Raw genomic sequence first — 13,088 nt, forward strand, 5'->3', positions numbered from 1 at the left:
GTCGACTGTGCGGCATGGAGAACTCCCGATTCCTGGCCTGTCTCGCGTCGGACTTCGACCGCCTGCGGGCCGTCGTCTCGGCCGACCGGACGGCGGCGGTTCCGACCTGCCCCGGCTGGACCAACGCCGACCTCGCCCGCCACGTCGGCCAGGTCTACCTGCACAAGACCCTCGGCATGCGCCTGGGCGGTGAGCCCGACGAGTGGCCGCCGAAGGATTCCGCGGACGAGGAGCCGCTCGCGCTGCTCGACCGCACGTACGCCGACCTGCGTGCGGAGTTCGCCGCGCGCCGGCCGGAGGATCCGACCGGCACCTGGTACGGCCCGGACCAGACCGTCGGGTTCTGGGCCCGGCGGATGGCGCAGGAGACGGTCGTCCACCGCATCGACGCCGAGCTCGCGGCCGGGCAGCCGGTGGCACCGGTCCCGGCGGACCTCGCCGTCGACGGCATCGACGAGCTGCTCAAGGTGTTCGTGGCGTACAGCGTCGCCGAGTGGAGCGACTACTTCACGGACATTCTGGCCGGATCGCCGGGCCGGACGTACACGGTGCGGACCGACGGCGCGGCCTGGCGCGTACGGACGGGGCCGGGGCTGTTCACCGTCGAGGACGGCGAGGGCGATGAGGCGGCCGACGTGACGGTGAGCGGTCCGCCGACGGCCGTGCTGCGCCGGCTCTGGAACCGCGAGTCCACCGGCGAGCCGAGCGGCGTGACGGTCGAGGGCGCCCCGGAGGCGGTGGAGGAGCTGCGGCGCTGCATCGTCACGGCGACGCAGTGAGCGGGCCCCCGCAACGCCGCCCCGGGCCCGGAGGGTGTCAGAGAAACCCGTACTCCCTCAGCGACTGCCGATAGGTGTCCCACGTTTCGCCGACGAACTGCGGATAAGGCGGCGACCCGGGGCCCGAGGTCCTCACCTGGCGGTTCTGGAAGGCCCCGTACACCGCCTGCCTGCCACCGGTGTCGCCGGCCAGGGCTCGTTCCTCGGGGGTGAGCGCTCTGCCCTGCGCCTGAGCGGCCGTCTCGGCCTCGTGGACGGCGGAGCTCCAGCCCCGGGTGAATTCAGCGTGTCCGGCAGCGCGAGATGCGGCTGACTGGTCTGCAGGTGAGATCTTTCCTCCGGACGTTCCGGTGATTTACGGTCTTGGCACCCCCGAGCCAGGAGCCCGCAACGATGCGCAACTCGGTACGAACCGCCCTCGCCGCCGCCGCGGCCACACTCGGTGTGGCGGCGTGGTCCACGGCCCTGCCCGCGAACGCCGCACCCGTTTCCCCCGGTCCCCGGGGCGGCGCGCTGCACTCGCTCCGCGGTCCGGTGACGAACGAGAACTTCTACTTCGTGATGGCCGACCGCTTCAAGAACGGCGACCCGGCCAACGACACCGGCGGCCTGGGCAACGACCCCCTGGTCAGCGGATTCGACCCCACGAACAAGGGCTTCTACAACGGCGGTGACCTCAAGGGCATCACCTCGAAGCTCGACTACATCCAGGGGCTCGGGACCAACGCGATCTGGCTGACCCCGAGCTTCAAGAACAAGGCGGTGCAGCTGGAGGACGGTCCCTCCGCCGGGTACCACGGCTACTGGATCACCGACTTCACGCAGATCGACCCGCACCTCGGCACGAACGCCGACCTGGCCGCGCTGGTCAAGGCCGCGCACCAGCGGGGCATGAAGGTCTACTTCGACATCATCACCAACCACACCGCCGACGTCATCGGCTACAAGGAGGGCGGGCGCACGGCGTACGTGTCCAAGGACGCCAAGCCGTACCGCACCGCCGACGGGAAGCCGTTCGACGACCGGGACTACGCGGGCACCTCGACCTTCCCGAAGCTCGACCCGAACACCTCCTTCCCGTACACCCCGGTGCTCGACGCCAGCGAGAAGCACCTCAAGGTGCCGGACTGGCTCAACGACGTCACGCTGTACCACAACCGCGGGAACACCACCTTCACCGGCGAGGACGCGCAGTACGGCGACTTCTACGGGCTCGACGACCTGATGACCGAGAACCCGCGCGTCGTCCGCGGGTTCATGGACATCTACGAGACGTGGATCAGGGACTTCGGCATCGACGGCTTCCGCATCGACACGATGAAGCACGTCAATGACGAGTTCTGGCAGACGTTCGGGCCGGGCATCGTGAAGTACGCGCGGGAGCACGGCAAGCCGGACTTCTTCATGTTCGGCGAGGTGGCGCTCGACGGCAGCGACGACGCGGCCAAGAGCCTCACCTCGCACTACACGACGCACGACAGGATGCAGGCGGTGCTGGACTTCCCGTTCCAGGACGCCGCCCGCAGCTTCGCGTCCCGTGGCCAGGGCAACGCCGCGCTGGCGCGGTTCTTTGCCAGCGACGACTGGTACACCGACGCGGACTCCAACGTGTACGAGCTGCCGACCTTCCTCGGCAACCACGACATGGGGCGCATCGGCTACTTCCTGACCAGCGACAACCCGGGCGCGAGCGACGCCGAGCTCCTGGCCAGGGACCGCCTCGCGCACGAGCTGATGTACTTCTCGCGCGGCAACCCGGTCGTCTACTACGGCGACGAGCAGGGCTTCACGGGCAAGGGCGGGGACCAGCTCGCCCGGCAGACGATGTTCGCCAGCAAGGTGCCGGAGTACCTCCAGGACGACCTGCTGGGGACGACCTCGACGCACGCGGTCGACAACTTCAACCCCGACCACCCGCTCTACCGGACGATCAGCGACCTCGCGGCGGTCACCAAGCGGCACCCCGCCCTGCGGAACGGGGCCGAGCAGGTGCGGTACGCCTCGGACGGGCCGGGCGTCTTCGCGTTCTCCCGGATGGACCGGACGCAGCAGCGGGAGTACGTCGTCGCGCTGAACAACGCCACCACGCCGCAGTCGGCCGCCGTCCCCACGTACCTGGCGAACAGCGGGTTCACGAAGGTGTACGGCACCGGCGCGGCGACGCTGCGCAGCAAGGCCGACCGGACGCTGCAGGTGACCGTGCCGGCCCTGTCCGCGGTGGTCTACCTCGCCGACGGCCGCGTCCCCGTGTCCAAGGCCGCGCCCGCCGTCACGCTCGCCCCGCCCGCGCCGGCGGAGGCGTCTCACGGGCGCATGCACGTCGCCGCGGCCGTCGCCGGGTCCTCCTTCAACGAGGTCACGTTCCAGGTCAAGGTCGGCGACGGCCCGTGGCAGTCGATCGGCACCGACGACTCCGCCCCGTACCAGGTGTTCCACGACACGAGCGGCTACCGGACCGGCACCCCGCTGCGCTACCGCGCGGTGGTGCTCGACAACGCCGGCCACACCCGCTGGAGCCGGGAGCGGTCGACGGCCGTGCCGGCGCCGGCGGTCACCGTGACCGCCCCGAAGGACGGCGGGACCGTGACGAACATCGACCCGGTCACCGTCCAGGCGGACGTCGGCCCCGAGCGGGCGACGGAGTCGGTGCGGTTCGAGCGCAGCGTGGGCGGCGGGGCCTGGGAGGACCTGGGCACGGACACCTCCTCCCCGGCGTACACCGTCACGGACGACGTGTCGAAGCTCCCGCTGGGCACGCAGGTCCGCTATCGCGCCACCCTCCTCGAGCGCGGCTCGCGGCCGGTGACCGGTGCGCCGGTCACCGTGACCACCGCCGCGCCCAAGCCGGCCCGTGACCACGTGACGCTCGTCGGGTCGCTGCAGAGCGAGGCGGGCTGCGGCGGCGACTGGGACCCGGCCTGCGCGGCCACCCGGCTTGCGTTCGACACGGCCGACGGCCAGTGGCACGGCACCTTCACGCTGCCGGCCGGCGACTACGAGTGGAAGATCGCGATCAACGACTCGTGGACCGAGAACTACGGCGCGGGCGGCGCCTCGGGCGGGGAGAACCTCAAGCTCAGCGTCCCGGCGGACGGCACGAAGTACCGGTTCACCTGGAACCAGGTGACCCACGTCCCGTCGGTGGAGAAGGTCTCCTAACCGTGGCGGCCCCCGCCCGTACGACGGGCGGGGGCCGCCACCCGTCGCATCCGCCGGCGTCGTCACCCGTCGCATCCGCCGGGGCGTCAGGTCACCAGGCCCCTGCGGTAGGCGTAGACGACCGCCTGCACGCGGTCCCGCAGGTCGAGCTTGGTGAGGATGCGCGAGACGTACGTCTTGACGGTCTCCTGGCTGATCACCAGGGTCGCGGCGATCTCACTGTTGGACAGGCCGTTCGCGATGAGGCGCAGGACCTCCAGTTCCCGTGGGGTCAGCGGAACGTCGCTCGATCCGTCCCCGGAGGGGCGGATCCGCGCGGCGTACCTGCCGACGAGCTGCCGCGTCACCTCCGGCGCCAGCAACGCGGCGCCGGTCGCGACGGTGCGGATGCCGTTCAGCAGCTGCGCCGGCGGGGCGTCCTTGAGCAGGAACCCGCTCGCCCCCGCGCGCAGCGCCTCGTACACGTACTCGTCCAGGTTGAACGTCGTCACCACGAGCACCTTGATGGGATCCTCCACGCCGGGCCCGGCGAGCAGGCGGGTCGCCTCGATGCCGTCGAGCACCGGCATCCGTACGTCCATCACGACCATGTCCGGGTTCAGCCGCCGGGCGAGGTCGACCGCGGCGCGCCCGTCCCCGCACTCGCCCACCACCTCGAGGTCGGGCTGCGCGTCGATGATCGTCGAGAATCCCGTGCGGATCAGCGCCTGGTCGTCGCAGACCAGGACCCGGACCGGCGCGCTCACGACGGGCTCCCCGCGGGGATGCGCGCCCGCACGACGAAGCCGCCGGCCGCCCGCGGCTCCGCGTCGAACTCGCCGTCCAGGGCCTCGACCCGTTCGCGGAGCCCGGCCAGGCCCCGGCCGCTCCCGCCGGGAGAGCCGGCCCGCGAGCCGGAACCGTCGGTGCAGACCTCCACGGTGATATCCCTTCCGCCATAGCGCACGCGGACCTCGGTGCGGCTGCCGTGGGCGTACTTGAGGGCGTTCGTCAGTGCCTCCTGCACGACCCGGTAGGCCACGAACTCGGCGCTGCCGGCCGGCTCCGACGGCTCGCCCTCCTGAGTGAACTCCACCGGCTGCCCGGCGGTGCGCGTCTGCTCCACGAGCGTCGTGAGGTCTCCGGCCGACGGCGTCCTCACGTCGGTGTCGTGGTCGGGGTTGAGCAGGTCGAGCAGGTGCCGCAGGTCGGTGATGGCCCGCCGGCCGGTGTCGGTGACGGCGCTCAGGGTCGCGTCGAGCCGATCGGGGGCGGCGGTCAGGTAGCGCGCCGCCTCGGCCTGGACGACCATCGCCGTCACGTGGTGCGTGACGACGTCGTGGAGCTCACGGGCGATCCGGGTGCGTTCGGCGGCGCGGGTGGCCTCGGCGACGTGGCGGCGGCGTTCGGCCTCGGCGGCGCGGGTGGCGCGCAGCCAGGACCCGATGCCCCAGACGATGACCAGTGCCAGGTAGAACGTCACGTACTCGCTCGGCCCGTCGGTGCCGCCGAGCCGGTCGAGGGCGACCGCCAGCGGCACGTACGCCACGGAGAGGACGACCACGGTGACGCGCCGGTGACGCTCCAGGTGGGCGCCCGCGCTCAGCAGCGCGAGCGCCAGTCCGGCGGCCGCGACCGTCTGGTAGGCGCGGAGCTGGTCGAGGACGAAGCCGAGCGACACCAGGATGAGGCAGGCGGCCGGCCACCGCCGGCGCACGGCGAGCGGGAGGGTCTCGAGGGCGACCGCGACGATGGTCAGAGCGTCGAAGGGACGGGCCGGCAGTCCGCCGAGCTGCGTTCCGTGATTGTGGAACGTCGGCAGATACGTCAGGAGGATCTGCAGCAGCGCGAGCGGGGAATCCCGGACCGTGACGTCACACCGCCGCCACAGGTCCGGGAGCCGCCGGAGATCGATCACTGGGCGAGCGTAGCGGTCGCGGCGACCCGGGCACGGCGCCGGAAAGGGACCAGGTTGCCGCGCCGGTGAGCCAGCCACATGAAGACGATGGTCAGCAGCGCGCCGAACACGATCGAGTACACGCTCGCCTCCGGGCCGAACTTGCCGCCGCTGAGCAGGGACGAGCCCGACGTGACACCGTGCAGCAGCCCCTTCGTGTCGCCGTTGCCGGAGACCTCGGTGCCGAAGATGCCGGACTCGGCGAAGTTCCAGCCGAAGTGCACACCGATCGTCACCCACAGGCTGCGGGTGGCGGCGTAGGCGGCGGCGAGCATGCCGCCGGCCTCGATGGCGATGGCGATCGCGCCCCACAGGGTGGCGTCCTTGTTGAGCAGGTGCGACATGCCGAACAGCAGGGCGGTCAGCGTCAGCGCCATCCAGGTGCCGATCCATCCCTCGATGATCCGGAACAGGACGCCGCGGAACAGCAGCTCCTCCGTCACGGCGGCGGCGGCCATGAAGCCGATCAGTCCCAGCGCCCCCGTCACCGAGCCCCCGCCGTCGGTCCGGTAGTCGCCCAGGAAGACGAGGTTCAGGATGACGGCCGTGAACATCGCGACGCCGATGAGCGTTCCACGGCCGAAGGCGGCGACGGCACCGGTCCTGGCCACTTCGACCGGCTCCCGGCGCTCGGACCACCGCACCACCCAGGCGTACACCAGCACCGAGACCACGGCCGACGCGAGACCGAGGATCAGGGTGAGGAACGCGTTCCCCTGGACCGCGGCCACGGCCTGACTGCCGACGAGGGCGACCACCGCGACGGCCACGAGCTGCTTCAACAGACGCATGACGACTCCTGTACGAGACCCGCGACCGGAGCGCCGCGGTGACGCCGAGAACGCTACGAATTCGAGCGGTCCTAAATCGTCACCGCGCCGTGGACACTCGTTGTGGCTCGTACGGGGGACAAAAGGGCCGCGCGAATGTCCGCCGTACGGTGACGCCTTCGATGTGGCCGGCTCCGTAGCGTTCTCGACATCGCCCCGGCACCACATTTCGGCCGCCGGGCATCGGAATCGCTCACCGGAGGACCCCATGAAGCGCACGATCAAGACTTCCGCCGTCATCGCCCTGGCCTGCACCGCCGTCGGCATCGGGCTCACCGGCTGCAAGGCCGACGCGACCGCCGCCGGCAGCCCCCTCGCCGCGCACCGGACCGAGGACCCGTTCACCGGGACGAAGAAGATTCAAGTGGACGGCAAGGCGGTGAACGTGTCCTGCTCGGGCGCCCTGTCCAAGCACAAGCCGGTCATCGTCCTGCTGCCCGGACTCGGCGACGGGCTGGACAAGATGGCCGCCCTGCAGAAGACGCTCAGCAAGGACGACCGGGTGTGCTCCTACGACCGCCTCGGCGAAGGCGCCAGCGACAAGCCGGACGGCCCGCAGAGCTTCACCAGCACCGGAAAGATCCTCACCGGCGTGCTGGACCACGTCGCCGGTCACCGTCCGGTCGTGCTGGCCGGGCACTCACTCGGCGGAATGATCGTCGGCAGGTACGCCCCCGACCACCGCGACAGGGTCAAGGGCGTGGTCCTGATGGACGCCACCACCCCGACCTCGGTCGCCGACATCACCAGGGACATTCCCGCGAACGCCACGGGCCAGGCGGCCCAGCTGCGCGAGCAGACCCTCGCGGGGGACCGGGGCGAGAACCCCGAGAAGATCGTCATCACCGACACCAAGGTCCGCTCCGCCGGGAACATCCCCGTCCAGGTGATCAAGCACGGCAAGCCCTACCTCGCGGCCTTCCCGCAGTACGGCCCGCGCATGGAGCAGGACTGGACGGCGGGCGAGCACAAGTGGCTCGCGCTCTCCCCCCGCAGCAAGTTCAGCATCGCGACCAAGAGCGAGCACTACATCTACCTCGACCAGCCCGAGGTCGCCGTCCAGGCCATCCAGCGCGTCGCCGCCCAGGCCGCGCGCTGAGCGACCGCGACGGGTCACGGCCCCTTCCCCGGCGCGGGAAGGGGACCGTCGCCGGTCGGTCAGGGACGCAGGAGACGGGCGCGGACCCGCTGGTAACGGGTCGTCGTGGGCCTGGGGATGCGGTCGGGGGACCGCTGCGGGCGCGGCACGATCCGCTCGGCCGGGACCGCGTCGTCGAGGAGGGCGGCAAGGGAGGACCCGCCCGCCCAGAGCGTCGGCTCGACCGTCAGGGAGAAGCCGTCGCGGCCGATCAGCCGCCGCCCGCCGTCCGGCCAGGCGAGCATCGCCTCGCACTCGGAGAACCGGACCGTGACGCGACGCGAGCCCTGCACCCGGCTGACCCCATCCGGGCCGACGATGAGGCGCTCGGTGTCGACCGGCGCGTCGGCGCTGCGGAGGACCCGCCCGTCGACCACGTCGTCCGATCCCCACGGCGCCGGATGGAACCTGGCTCCCGGAAGCTCCCGGCCCGGCGCCATCAGCAGAGCCGACTGGAACGCCTCGGCGCCCACCTTCAGGACGGCCTCGGGGTCGACGGCGTCCAAGTTCGCCTCATGGTCGGCCTCGCTGATCGGCTCCAGCCCGAACAGTTCGCGCAACGCGTTGCCGTAGGCCCCGCCCGACGGTGAGTCGCGATAGGCCGTACGGAGCCGGTGCACGATGTCCGTGATCTCCTCGCCGGACGCGGCCTCCTCCGCGGTGAGCCGGAAATGGAAGACGAAGGCGGACACCAATTCGGCGTGCTTCTCCGGCAGGCCGTCGGCGAACGCCATGACATGGGCGACGTCCGCGTCGCGCACGTCGTACGACGCGTCCGGGCTGTAGCTGATTCCGAGTTCCCGGCGCAGTTTTTTCTGCAGTCGCCGGCCGAGCAGCATCGCGTACGCCTGAGCCGCCACCGACCGGCCCACCACGGCGTGGGCCGCGACGAATTTCTGCTCGGGTTCGCAGAAGTACGCGGGCGTGGTGGGCAGCGCGGATGACGGGGGCGGCGGCGGAATCCGCTCGCCGGCGGGCAGGTCCAGACGCAGGGATTCCGGTGGGGGGCCGCCGGTGAACACCAGCACCGCGTTGTCACGGGTGAACCACCGCCGCGCCCACGCGGCGATCTGGTCCGGTGTGTGCCCGCCCACGCCGAACTCCTCGTAGGCGGGCGCGCCGTAGGTCGCCGCGCCGTACCGCCAGACGAGGAGCGGTTCGACCAGGACGGGGGCTCTGCTGCTCGCCTCGGCGCGGAGGACGTGGTTCTCGATCGGCAGCCGGTCGAAGGGCAGCGAGCCCAGGGCCCGGCACACTCCGGCGAGGAACTCGGCGACCTCCTGGGGATCGCCTCTCGTGACGAACGTCGTGGTGGCCGCGTCCACCTGGCCGTTGGTGGAATGGGGCCGGTCGTTGACCGCGAACAGCGCGAGATGCTCGATCAGATGGGTGATGCCCCGAACGGCCAGCTGTTCGTCGGCCATTCCGACCCGGAAGATGAGGTGGGCCGTGAGGTCGCCATCGCCGGCCGTCCAAAAAGCGGGTATTCCGTCGACTTCAGTCCGGTCCCAGCCCACCGCGCCCTCCTGGATAGCGCGAAAAGGCTAGGGCCCGACGCGATCATGGTCAACGCCCGTCATCAGCCGCCGCCTCCTCCTCCTGCACCACCGCCCGCACCACCCGCCGTCCCACCGCCCGCGCCCGCCGTGCCGGCCGCGGGCGGTCCGCCGATGTTGCCCCACTCGATGACGACACCGTCAGTCCGCAGTGCCAACGCGAAGTCGTTGCCCGCGGAGATCTGGATGATGCCGCGCAGCCAGGGAGGCGGGCTCGACTGGCCGAACTCGTCCCGCCCCCAGGCGAGCACGGTGCCGTCCCATCGAAGCGCGACGACGAAGTCACCGCCACCGGAGACCTGCCGCAGCGCGGAGATCCGGTTGGCGATGCTGACCACGCGGAACGTGTCCGCGCCCCAGGCGAAGAGCCTGCCGTCCCACCGGAGTGCCAGGGAGAAGACGCCGCCCGTGGACAGGTCCCGTACCCCGGACAGCCAGCGCGGGGGGCTGGCCTTGCGGAACTCGTCGTTGCCCCAGCCCACCACCGTTCCATCGGAGCGCAGCGCGATGCCGAAGCTGTCGCTGGCCGATGCCAGGATGATTCCGGAGAGCCGACGGGTCAGCTCGGCCTCGCGGAAGTCATCGGCGCCCCAGCCGACGACCGAGCCGTCCCAGCGCACCGCCAGGGCCCAGGTGGAGCCGGCGGAGATCGCCCGGACGCCGGTCAGCCAGCGCGGCGGGGTCGCCTTGCCGAACTCGTTGTTCCCCCAGCCCACGACCGTGCCGTCGGTGCGCAGCGCGATGCCGAAGTCACTGCCCGCCGAGATCGCGGTGATCCCCTTCAGCCGGCGTGGGGAGCTCGACTGGCCGAACTGGTCGGCACCCCAGCCGACGACCGTGCCGTCCGTACGCAGCGCCAATGCGAAGTCACCGCCGGCGGAGATCGCGATGATGCCGTGCAGCCGGACCGGCGGAACCGGCATCGGCCGTACTCGCGGCGGCGACGCGGCGAGCGCCGCCCCCGGCGCGGCCCACGCCAGCATGGCCACGGTGGTCACCGACGCGACCGCGCGCCGCCGACGATGAGTTCGCGTTCTCGGCCACATGGGCGGCCGACCTCCCGGGACCTGAGCCGTACGGACGGCGTGCGGGACCGACGTGTCGGCCTCCCATGCTGTCGCGCGTCCGCCGGGTGAGGCGGCCGATCATGGTCACGGCACCGTCAGCAGCCGGAAAAACAAGCGGCGAGCACGCCGAGGTCGGGCGAGAAGCGCGGGGGCGCCGAGGTCACGCGAGAAGCGGCGTGAGCACGCGATGCGCGGCGCGGTCAGGCGGGGGTGGCGTGGTCGTCGCCGGTGATCCGCGGTTCCGCCTCGGGCTCGGCGCCCTCGCGGATCGGGTCCGCCGGGCGCCGGCCCTCGCCGCGCCGCCAGGTCTCGAACGCCGCGGTGGTGGCCAGGACGATGGCGACGCCGAGGATCCACCCGCCGAGGACGTCGCTGAGGTAGTGCACGCCCAGCAGCACGCGGAACAGCCCGGACGCCACGCTGAGCACGGCGGCCGCGACCCAGGCCACCGCGCGCCACGCACGCCGCAGGAGCGGAAGGAACACCAGCACGAGCGTTGCGGTGCCCACGACCGTCATCAGCGCGTGTCCCGAGGGGAACGACCCGCCGCCCGCGTGCGCGATCGGGCTGGGCAGCACCGGGCGGGTCCGGCCGACCGCGGCCTTGAGCGTCCCGCTCACCACCCCGGCCACCAGCACGTTCGTGGTCGCCCAGGCGGCGAGCCGCCGCGCGCCCCGGTAGAGGAGCCAGGCCGCCAGCGCGAGGAGGACGATCCGGAACACCCACGGGTGGAAGACGTACGCGGTCGCCCGCAGCGGGCCGACGAGCGCCCGGTGCCGAAGGACGAAGCCGTGGGTGTGGAGCGTCGCGGTGTCGTCGAGATGCCGCAACGGCGCCCAGTGCGCGTTGACCAGCGCCAGCAGGACGACGAACGGCACGGCGACGAGGAGGACGGCGGCACAGGCCAGCGTCAGTCTCAGGCCGAGACGCCCATCCGGGCTGAACCGACGGTACGTCCACCTCCGCACCCTTTGTAGCCACATGCCGGACCCCTTACCCAGGTCGGTCGGTGGGCACGCGAGGCGAGCGACCGGCATGGTGCCGGCCGGCGGCGGGAGTGCCCACGTCCTCCAACCCGCTGCGGATGCGCGGCAGGTCGAGGAACCCCGAGACCAGGAGCGCGGCGCTCACCGCGGCGAGGCAGCCGCCCACCACGTCGAGCAGGTAGTGCACGCCGAGGTACATGCGGGCGAACGCCACGACGCCCGCGAACAGCACTCCGACGGTGGTCGCGAGCGGCCGCAGGCGTCCGCGTACGAGCAGGCCGAGGATGAGGGCGACCCCGGCGGCGACGGTGGCGTGCCCGCTCGGGAAGCTCATCGCGTTGTCCGGCGGGATCACCCACAGCCGCCGCGGCGGCCGGTGCTCGGCGACCAGGGTCTTCACCACGTACGCGATCGCGAGCGCGCCGATCATCAGGCAGGCGGTCAGCAGCGCGTCACGGCGGCGCCGCAGGAGCCACAGGATCACCGGAACGACGACCGCGATCACGGCGCCGACCGCGGCCTGCGCGACCAGCGTCGCGGCCTTGGCGACGTCGGTCAGGACCGGGGTCCGCAGGGCGACGAGATGCTCGTCGAGGCGGAGGTCCGCGTCGGTCAGCGCGGTGGTCTTGGCGGCCAGGCCCAGCACCGCCAGGACGACCAGCAGGAGCACCCCTCCGATGAACTTCATCCGACCCGCCACGTCCCGCCCTTCCAGCACCCCGCGGCGTTCACCGCGATTTCACGACCAGGACACGGTAGCGCCATGATCGCCACGCTGCGCCGCAGACGCGACACATGGGGTGAGTGATCGAGCGCGACCGGTGCGCGTTCAGAGGGGATTCATAGCCTTCTCTCAGCCATCGCGGGGCCGCCTCTCATAGCTTCTGGGTCCATGACTACGGCCCTGACCGAATCCGACACCCCGGCAAAGCCGCCCGCACGGCGGTTCTTCCCCTCGGACCCCTCGATCCTCCTCCTGGCGGCGACCTTCGTGGTCGCCGCCGCGGTGGCCCCGTTCGAGCTGTCCAAGCTCTTCGGCCTGCCCGCCCACGCGCTGTTCCTGCACGTCCCGGTGGTGCTCGTCCCCATCCTGGCGGGCGTCGTCATCGCCCTGGCGGTACGCCCCGTCTGGCGGGTGCGGTACGGCCTGGCGGCGGACGTCTTCGGCATCGTGACGATGGCGGCGACCATCCTCACCGCCGGCGCCGGCGAGAAGCTGCGCGACGAGCGTGTGCAGCGGATGAAGGCGATCGGCCGCGCCGGCGGCCCGGACGGCCCCGGCGGAGGTCGTCCGCGCCGGGGCGGCGGCGGGGAGGGGAACCTGCTCGAACGGCACGCCGAGCTGGGCGGGCAGCTGCGCCTGCTCGTCGTCGCCCTCGTGCTCCTCCTGGTCGTCCTCGTCATCCTCGCGCGGTACCGCGCGTACACGACGGAGGGCTTCCTCGCCGGCCCGGCGCTCGGCACCGTGGTGGCCGCCCTCGCCGTCGTGGCCGCCGTCGTCTCGGCGATCTGGGTCGTACGGACCGGCCACCTCGGCGCCGAGATGACCTGGCACGGAGGCGACTGAGCGCACGGGCGCGGACCGCTCCGGCCCGCGCCGGCGCCGTTCGCGCGAGAGACGTGGGGGGCCGGGCCCC

The 13,088-nt window shown here is 72.0% G+C and carries 11 protein-coding genes; 4 read left to right on the forward strand and 7 right to left on the reverse strand.

Annotated features, from left to right (window positions below; translation table 11 throughout):
* Nucleotides 1–14 precede the first annotated feature (14 nt).
* On the forward strand, nt 15–779 hold the full coding sequence (locus NDW01_RS36035) for a maleylpyruvate isomerase family mycothiol-dependent enzyme (RefSeq protein WP_252828832.1): 765 nt from the start codon (nt 15–17) through the stop codon (nt 777–779).
* Nucleotides 780–1,172: 393 nt separating this feature from the next.
* Nucleotides 1,173–3,938: an alpha-amylase family glycosyl hydrolase gene (locus NDW01_RS36040; RefSeq protein ID WP_252828833.1), complete on the forward strand. Its 2,766-nt coding sequence runs from the start codon at nt 1,173–1,175 to the stop codon at nt 3,936–3,938.
* A gap of 86 nt (nt 3,939–4,024) precedes the next feature.
* Here NDW01_RS36040 and NDW01_RS36045 read toward each other — a convergent pair whose 3' ends face one another.
* Genes NDW01_RS36045 through NDW01_RS36055 form a run of 3 tightly spaced genes read right to left on the reverse strand, consistent with a single transcriptional unit; the run spans nt 4,025 to nt 6,665 of the window.
* The gene (locus tag NDW01_RS36045) at nt 4,025–4,684 is read right to left on the reverse strand and encodes a response regulator (RefSeq protein WP_252828834.1); all 660 of its coding nucleotides are present in this window, start codon (nt 4,682–4,684) and stop codon (nt 4,025–4,027) included.
* Nucleotides 4,681–5,835, reverse strand: coding sequence for a sensor histidine kinase (locus NDW01_RS36050; RefSeq protein WP_252828835.1), 1,155 nt, complete (start codon nt 5,833–5,835; stop codon nt 4,681–4,683). The genes NDW01_RS36045 and NDW01_RS36050 overlap by 4 nt, the downstream gene beginning before the upstream one ends.
* Nucleotides 5,832–6,665, reverse strand: a complete 834-nt coding sequence (locus NDW01_RS36055; protein WP_252828836.1) for a CPBP family intramembrane glutamic endopeptidase — start codon at nt 6,663–6,665, stop codon at nt 5,832–5,834. Before NDW01_RS36055 ends, NDW01_RS36050 begins: the two co-directional genes overlap by 4 nt.
* 247 nt (nt 6,666–6,912) lie before the next feature.
* Between NDW01_RS36055 and NDW01_RS36060 the strand changes: the two genes are divergently transcribed.
* A complete protein-coding gene (locus NDW01_RS36060; RefSeq protein ID WP_252828837.1) occupies nt 6,913–7,803 on the forward strand; it encodes an alpha/beta fold hydrolase in 891 nt (296 codons plus the stop codon).
* A gap of 59 nt (nt 7,804–7,862) precedes the next feature.
* Here the strand turns inward: NDW01_RS36060 and NDW01_RS36065 are convergent, their stop codons facing one another.
* The 4 genes from NDW01_RS36065 to NDW01_RS36080 form a co-directional block, all read right to left on the reverse strand.
* On the reverse strand, nt 7,863–9,266 hold the full coding sequence (locus NDW01_RS36065) for a peptidase M16 family protein (protein ID WP_252828838.1): 1,404 nt from the start codon (nt 9,264–9,266) through the stop codon (nt 7,863–7,865).
* A gap of 155 nt (nt 9,267–9,421) precedes the next feature.
* A complete protein-coding gene (locus NDW01_RS36070) occupies nt 9,422–10,396 on the reverse strand; it encodes an RCC1 domain-containing protein (protein WP_252828839.1) in 975 nt (324 codons plus the stop codon).
* A gap of 269 nt (nt 10,397–10,665) precedes the next feature.
* Entirely contained in the window at nt 10,666–11,448 is a 783-nt protein-coding gene (locus NDW01_RS36075; protein WP_252828840.1) for a phosphatase PAP2 family protein, read from the reverse strand.
* Between the two features lie 10 nt (nt 11,449–11,458).
* Nucleotides 11,459–12,139, reverse strand: coding sequence for a phosphatase PAP2 family protein (locus tag NDW01_RS36080; RefSeq protein ID WP_252828841.1), 681 nt, complete (start codon nt 12,137–12,139; stop codon nt 11,459–11,461).
* A 204-nt stretch (nt 12,140–12,343) separates the two neighbouring features.
* Here NDW01_RS36080 and NDW01_RS36085 point away from each other — a divergent pair, with 204 nt between their 5' ends.
* Nucleotides 12,344–13,018 (forward strand): DUF2231 domain-containing protein, encoded by a 675-nt coding sequence (locus NDW01_RS36085; RefSeq protein WP_252828842.1) that lies wholly within the window; start codon nt 12,344–12,346, stop codon nt 13,016–13,018.
* Nucleotides 13,019–13,088: the final 70 nt, after the last annotated feature.

The sequence above is a fragment of the Actinoallomurus soli genome (genome assembly GCF_024055715.1).
Taxonomy (GTDB): Bacteria; Actinomycetota; Actinomycetes; order Streptosporangiales; family Streptosporangiaceae; genus Actinoallomurus; species Actinoallomurus soli.

What these genes read in the sequence shown, in the direction of transcription:
- NDW01_RS36060 (WP_252828837.1), top strand. Translation starts at nt 6,913, where the DNA reads ATGAAGCGCACGATCAAGACTTCCGCCGTCATCGCCCTGGCCTGCACC.
- NDW01_RS36040 (WP_252828833.1), top strand. Translation starts at nt 1,173, where the DNA reads ATGCGCAACTCGGTACGAACCGCCCTCGCCGCCGCCGCGGCCACACTC.
- NDW01_RS36075 (WP_252828840.1), bottom strand. Translation starts at nt 11,448, where the DNA reads ATGTGGCTACAAAGGGTGCGGAGGTGGACGTACCGTCGGTTCAGCCCG.
- NDW01_RS36080 (WP_252828841.1), bottom strand. Translation starts at nt 12,139, where the DNA reads ATGAAGTTCATCGGAGGGGTGCTCCTGCTGGTCGTCCTGGCGGTGCTG.
- NDW01_RS36085 (WP_252828842.1), top strand. Translation starts at nt 12,344, where the DNA reads ATGACTACGGCCCTGACCGAATCCGACACCCCGGCAAAGCCGCCCGCA.
- NDW01_RS36035 (WP_252828832.1), top strand. Translation starts at nt 15, where the DNA reads ATGGAGAACTCCCGATTCCTGGCCTGTCTCGCGTCGGACTTCGACCGC.
- NDW01_RS36055 (WP_252828836.1), bottom strand. Translation starts at nt 6,665, where the DNA reads ATGCGTCTGTTGAAGCAGCTCGTGGCCGTCGCGGTGGTCGCCCTCGTC.
- NDW01_RS36065 (WP_252828838.1), bottom strand. Translation starts at nt 9,266, where the DNA reads ATGGCCGACGAACAGCTGGCCGTTCGGGGCATCACCCATCTGATCGAG.